The organism is Streptomyces sp., assembly GCF_036566765.1.
Taxonomy (GTDB): domain Bacteria; phylum Actinomycetota; class Actinomycetes; order Streptomycetales; family Streptomycetaceae; genus Streptomyces.
This window is the reverse complement of sequence record NZ_DATCVQ010000150.1, coordinates 1-5,214: the sequence shown is the minus strand read 5'-3', so window position 1 is coordinate 5,214 and position 5,214 is coordinate 1. Positions and strand designations below refer to the sequence as shown.

The 5,214-nt window shown below is 68.9% G+C and carries 9 protein-coding genes; 1 reads left to right on the top strand and 8 read right to left on the bottom strand.

The window, feature by feature from the left end; all coding sequences use genetic code 11:
- Positions 1–9 precede the first annotated feature (9 nt).
- From VIU94_RS07905 to VIU94_RS07875, 7 genes are all read right to left on the bottom strand, one after another.
- The gene (locus tag VIU94_RS07905) at positions 10–282 is read right to left on the bottom strand and encodes a helix-turn-helix domain-containing protein (protein ID WP_331909023.1); all 273 of its coding nucleotides are present in this window, start codon (positions 280–282) and stop codon (positions 10–12) included.
- A complete protein-coding gene (locus tag VIU94_RS07900; RefSeq protein ID WP_331909021.1) occupies positions 279–584 on the bottom strand; it encodes a zinc finger domain-containing protein in 306 nt (101 codons plus the stop codon). The genes VIU94_RS07905 and VIU94_RS07900 overlap by 4 nt, the downstream gene beginning before the upstream one ends.
- Positions 581–1,291, bottom strand: coding sequence for a zinc finger domain-containing protein (locus VIU94_RS07895; RefSeq protein ID WP_331909019.1), 711 nt, complete (start codon positions 1,289–1,291; stop codon positions 581–583). The genes VIU94_RS07900 and VIU94_RS07895 overlap by 4 nt, the downstream gene beginning before the upstream one ends.
- Positions 1,288–2,325: a hypothetical protein gene (locus VIU94_RS07890; protein WP_331909017.1), complete on the bottom strand. Its 1,038-nt coding sequence runs from the start codon at positions 2,323–2,325 to the stop codon at positions 1,288–1,290. The genes VIU94_RS07895 and VIU94_RS07890 overlap by 4 nt, the downstream gene beginning before the upstream one ends.
- Positions 2,326–2,397: 72 nt before the next feature.
- Positions 2,398–3,228, bottom strand: coding sequence for a hypothetical protein (locus VIU94_RS07885; RefSeq protein ID WP_331909015.1), 831 nt, complete (start codon positions 3,226–3,228; stop codon positions 2,398–2,400).
- A gap of 1 nt (position 3,229) precedes the next feature.
- On the bottom strand, positions 3,230–3,976 hold the full coding sequence (locus VIU94_RS07880; RefSeq protein WP_331909013.1) for a hypothetical protein: 747 nt from the start codon (positions 3,974–3,976) through the stop codon (positions 3,230–3,232).
- A complete protein-coding gene (locus VIU94_RS07875) occupies positions 3,973–4,350 on the bottom strand; it encodes a GIY-YIG nuclease family protein (RefSeq protein ID WP_331909011.1) in 378 nt (125 codons plus the stop codon). The genes VIU94_RS07880 and VIU94_RS07875 overlap by 4 nt, the downstream gene beginning before the upstream one ends.
- A 153-nt stretch (positions 4,351–4,503) precedes the next feature.
- On the opposite strand from VIU94_RS07875, the gene VIU94_RS07870 reads away from it, so the two are divergent.
- Positions 4,504–4,704: a hypothetical protein gene (locus tag VIU94_RS07870; RefSeq protein ID WP_331909009.1), complete on the top strand. Its 201-nt coding sequence runs from the start codon at positions 4,504–4,506 to the stop codon at positions 4,702–4,704.
- 224 nt (positions 4,705–4,928) lie between these two features.
- On the opposite strand, the gene VIU94_RS07865 is transcribed toward VIU94_RS07870, so the two are convergent.
- Positions 4,929–5,214 (bottom strand): hypothetical protein (locus VIU94_RS07865; RefSeq protein WP_331909007.1); only part of this gene is annotated, 286 nt, incomplete at its 5' end.

Below are 5,214 nucleotides of genomic sequence, written 5' to 3'. Positions count from 1 at the left end.
TTTCTCCTTTCAGGCGGCGTTGTTGCGGAGGGCGGCGAGTAGGGCTGCTCGGTTGGCGGCTTGCTGTGCGGGCGAGGTGGGCATCCGGTCGGGCCGGTAGTCGCGGACCTGGCCGGTGGGGACGGCTTCGGCGTAGAGGCGGCCGAGGGTGCGGGAGGGCGGGAGGCGGAGTGCCCGCCTGGCTTCCCACACGGTGGAGCGGCTGCAGCCGAGTCGGTGGGCGATGGAGGCGTCGGAGTGCCCGGCTCGGACGAGGTCGGCGATGTCGGCGCGGATCTTCACGCTGCGGTCTCCTTCGCTTCCAGCAGGCGGCGAGCGTGGACCTGCGAGAGCGGGACGCCGTCGATGTGGCAGGGGATGCCGGGCTCGACCTGGCAGTGCGGGCAGCAGGCAGTCGCTTCGGCCCAGGCGCTGCGGCGGGCCGGGTGGGGTTCGGCGAGGTGCCGGCCGTTGGAGATCACGCGGCACGGCTTGTGCTCCAGAGCACGGCAGAAGGGGCATGCGACGGACCGGGAGGGATGCTGGCCGGCGCGCATGTAGTGCCGGATCTCGGTCGGCATCGGAGCGTTGTGGCGGATGGTCATGACGCGTTCTCCTCGTCGGTGAGGCTGGCGAGCCGGGCAGCGGATGCTGCACGGCGGCGTTCGATCTCGTCCTGCGACTCGAGCTGTGCGGGGCCTCCGTTGGCCACACGAGTGCGAGCGGCATGTGGCTTGCGAAGCTCGCGGCGCTTGCCGCCGATTTCGACCCGGCAGGGGCGCCCAATTGCCGCATGACAGTTGGGGCATTCGACGCCGAGCGGACCGGGCCGACGAATCTCGACCACTTCGGCCGGGGTCTCCTCGCCGTCTTCGTCCGGTACTTGACGGCCCATGCCTGCAAGGGCGAGGCGGACGCTGGTGTGCGGTCCGCCCTCGAGCGCCGGGCGTTCCGTCAGAGCCGGAGCTTGGCCGCTTGCGGTTGCCTCGAGCTGGCCGCGCCGTCGAGCCAGGTAGTTCGGATCGTCGTCGCCAGGCGGCGGGTCGTACACGAAGTTCGCCAGCCGCTCGGCCCGGATCTTGCGGGCGATGCCGATGACGTCGGGGGTTGTTACCCGGCGCCGCTGGTCCGGCTCGAGGCCGGCCATCTCGACGGCGTAGAAGCGGGTCAGCGCTGCTGCGGCGTCGGAGTACGAGATGCCTGCCGCGTTGAGGTCGGAGGTCCAGGCGAGGATGTCGGCGTCGCCAACGATGCGCTGGTCACGGGCTGCGGCAAGGCCGAGGATTTCTCCGGCTTCTTCGAAGGTAATCACTGCTGCTGCTCCTTCTGGGCATCGGCGAGGGCCTGCAGTCGGCGGCCGGCCTCGAGGGCCTGCTGCACGCGAAGGTCGGACGTGGCAGGGCGCGGGCCCCCACCGTGTGCGGGCGGTCCGAACTGGACGACTTCGCCACCGACAGCGGTGGGGAGTTCGACTGGCTCCGGACGGGTGACCGAGTCGGGCAGGACGCGCCAGGCGGGCAGGAAGTAGGTCGCGGACCGTGGCTGTGTGCGGGCCCCCTGCCAGCTGCCGGTGGCGGAGACGACGAGGGCGGGGATTCCGCAGCGCTGGATCAGCGCTTCGACGAGGAACCACTCGTCTGGCTTGAGGTCCCAGCCGACGTACAGGCGGGCTGCCTGAAGGGCTTCGACGAGGGGCTGGCAGTTGGCGGGAATGCGGGGGCGGTCGCCGATTCGAGCCGGTCCCGCGGGCGCGCTAGCTAGCTGTCCTTCTGCCTCTTCTTTCTCCGTAGGAGAAAGAAGAGGGACGGGACGGGACGGGGTGCCGTTACTAACGCCGTTACGAATCCCGTTGACCTGGGGTTCTTCGCGATTTTCGGAGTCGCTTCGCTTCTCCGTCGTGTCGCCGTCGTGTCGCCGTCGTGTCGCTGAGGCGTCGTTCTCGGCGTCGTTCCCGTCGCGCGTAACGCCGTTACGCTCCGCCTCTTCAGCGGCTCGCTTCGCCTCCCGCTCAGCCCTCTTCCTGTCCCGCCACGCCTTCTGTCGGGCCGCATTGGACTCCCGGTCCGCCTTCACCCGGGCGCGGTCCGGGTTGTACTCGAGGTAGTCGTGAACCATCCATCCGTCTGCGGTCCGGTCCCACAGGCCGGCGGCCTCCAACTCCGTCGCGACCTTCTTCACCCCGCGCAGTCGGGCGATAAAGGGCAGTTCGCGTTCGGCGATCGCGCCCTCGGTGAGGTTCTCGGAGCACCAGCAGAGCGCCGACACGTACAGCCGGAAGGCGCGGTCGGACAGCAGCGCGACCTTGCGGTGCGACGGGAAGCGGTCATCCAAGCGAACCCAGGGCATCGGGGACTTCCTTCGAGCGGTACGGATGGGGAGCCGAAGGACGGGGCCGGCCGAAGCCGACCCCGCGGGCAGCTACTTCGGGGTGGGGAACTTCTCCGGCTGTGCGCCGCCGGGCTTGAAGCGCAGGAGGCGCATCTCGTCGCCGTCGCGGTACGCGTTCCAGGCCTTGATGACGAAGGCGAGGAGCATGTCCTCGGGAACGCGACCGGGGCCCTCGCCGACTTCCCGGCTCTTCTTCCGGAGAGTGAGGATCGGGTGGTACTGGGTGAGGTTGGCGCCGGTGCCGAGGCGCTCGAAGAAGAAGTCGGCATCCTCGGTGTCGATGCGGCTGAACACCCAGTGGGTCAGGCCCAAGATGGACGCCGGAAGGGCGACCGGCTTGCGGAGCGCGACCGCTACGGACGCGGACTCGCGGCACTCAGGGTGCTCTTCGAGGAACGTCAAGCACTCGGTGTTGGTGGGCGTGTAGGCGCCGGTGTTGCGGTACTGGCCCATGTCCCACATGAGGGCTCGGCGGAGCAGTGCGCCGAGGACGACGGAGTTCGTTTCGCCGCGCAGGTGAAGGGCGTCGGCAAGGGTGCGCTTACGTCCGTCGTCCATCGTCTCCTGCGTCCGGCTTTCCAGGCCGGTGACCACGAGCATCTTGATGGTCGCGCCGGACAAGGCGATGGCCTGGAGGCGGTGCTGGCCGTCGAGGAGAGTGCCGTCCTTGCCGAACTTGATGGCCTCGCCGTTCTCCGCCCAGTTGCCTGCCTCCATGTCGCGGGCGTAGGCCATGACGGCCTTCTCGCGGAGGTTGCGGTTGTGGGTGTTCTGGTCGAGCCACTTCTCGGCGAGGTCCGGGGTGACGTCCATGACCTTGTACTGCGGGCCGCGCTGGGCGGGTACCTTGGGGTTACGCACTTCAGATCTCCTTCTCGAGGGAATCGGCGATGCCGGACAGGGCGTCGCTGACATTGCGGAGGCTCGTCGCCCACCAGCGGCGGGCCTCTTCGCTTGCTCCGGCGGCGGGCAGGTCCATGGCCTGCACGAGCCGCGCGGTGTGGTCCAGGGCGCCGAGGAGTTCGGGCACCTGGTGGTGGGTGGTCTCCCGGTTGCGTGCGAACCGGTCGTCTTCGGTGAGCCGCGAGAGACGCTCAGCGGCTCGGGTCAGGTCGCGGCCGGCGTCCGTGAACGCCTCCGGCAGCGGGCGCCGCTTGACCTTCGGCGGCTCGAAGCGGGCGGGCTCGTCGACCAGTTCGGCGTCAACGACCTCGTCAGCGCGGGCAGCGTAGGTCTCGCGCACCGCAGCCGCGGTCGGCTGACCACCGGTCCGCTCGACCGTTTCCCGCCAGACGTCGACGCGCTCCGGCTCGGGAACTCGAGCAAGCTCTCGAGCCTGTGACTCGTTCGTTGGAATGGGGAGGTCGGTGTCTCCAATTGGAGACACAGCGTCCGATGCAGCGATCATGCGGTAGGCGTGAGCGCGGCCCATGCCCCAACGCGCCTGGCAGTAGCCCTCGAAGGTGCCGAAGTCGGATCGGTACAGCTTCCGTTCCTGAATAGCGGCTAGGGCTGCACCCACCTCGATGAAGGTGTTCATGCCGCGCTCGATGACGGCTTCGAGTTGAGCGAGGTCGGCCTGCTCACCGGCGTTGAGGATCTCGGTCACTTCTGCTCCTGGATGAAGCTGATGAGTTCGGGCGCGGGGTGGAACCACTCCCCGTGCGAGCGGTGCTCCGCGAAGCGCGCGTGAAGCTCGGACTCGCCGCGTGCACCGCGGCCGGGCAGTACGAGGACAAGCCGCAGGGCGACGGGAGACATGGTTTGCAGGGTCCGGAGGCGGTTCTTCGGGCTATCGGACACACCGATCTTGATGAGCCCGTTGTCCGCCTGGATGAAGTAGACGGATCGCTCGTCCGTCTCTTGCCGCTTCGGCTGGGGCGGCAACAGGGCTTGCAGCTGACGGATCTCGGCGAAGCCTGCGTGGATCCTGTCGGTACGGGCTCGAGCCTCTTCGTAGGTGGCCGGGGGTATGCGATCCATTGCCGCTCCTTCAGTCAGTGCACGGCCATGCGGCATGTGATGCAGCTGGGCTTCAGCTGCACGAGAATGAGAATAGCGTTCGCGGTCGAGATTCGCGACCACTATGCGCGTTCGCGTAGCGCTACCGCCCCCACCTGTGCCAACATGTGCTGCATGGACGCCCTCGACATGGAGATTCAGGCCGCAGCCAAGAAGCGCACCAAGGCTGAAGAGGCCTTCAAGCGCGCCGACGAAGAGCTGCGTGCGCTCCTGGTGAAGGGACGCGCGGCCGGCCTGGGGCCGTCCGAGATGGCGCGGCTGACCGGCTTCACCCGCGAATGGGTGGCGAAGATCGCTCCCGCCTCGAAGTCCTGACACGTCCCCTCCCTTCCGGCCCGCGGTTTCCCGCGGGCCTTTGTCGTGCGCTCAGCCGGCTATGGCGGTGGTGCGTCCGGGTCGGTGCTGGTCGCACCGCCACCCGGCTGGAAAAAGTCGGGCTGGCTTTCCGCAGACGGGTCGGCCGGTTTCGCACAGACCTGGCGTGGTCTTCGGGTACGGCGGCGGCGTGATCTGGAGCCGACGCGGCTCCTCGGTGGCGCTCACGCGGCGACCTCCTGGGGGTGCCGGCACAGTTCCTGCTGGAGGTGCTGGCGGGTGACGCCGAGACGCTGGGCGGCCGAGTCGTAGGTGGCACCGAGGCGAAGGAGCTCCCGGCCGTCTTCGGCGATCGCGGCACCGCGGTTGGAGGCCTCGGCTCGTGCCTGGCCCATGGCCTTGTACCGCTCCGCCGGAGACAGGGGCCGGATCCTCTCCAGCCAGGCGTCGTGGGCGGCCTGGCAGGGCGGGCAGACGGGGATTTGCTCGGCTCGGTGGGTCCACCAGCCG

Excerpts from the sequence above, each read along its gene's own strand:
- VIU94_RS07900 (WP_331909021.1), bottom strand. The coding sequence starts at position 584 with ATGACCATCCGCCACAACGCTCCGATGCCGACCGAGATCCGGCACTAC.
- VIU94_RS07890 (WP_331909017.1), bottom strand. The coding sequence starts at position 2,325 with ATGCCCTGGGTTCGCTTGGATGACCGCTTCCCGTCGCACCGCAAGGTC.
- VIU94_RS07875 (WP_331909011.1), bottom strand. The coding sequence starts at position 4,350 with ATGGATCGCATACCCCCGGCCACCTACGAAGAGGCTCGAGCCCGTACC.
- VIU94_RS07870 (WP_331909009.1), top strand. The coding sequence starts at position 4,504 with ATGGACGCCCTCGACATGGAGATTCAGGCCGCAGCCAAGAAGCGCACC.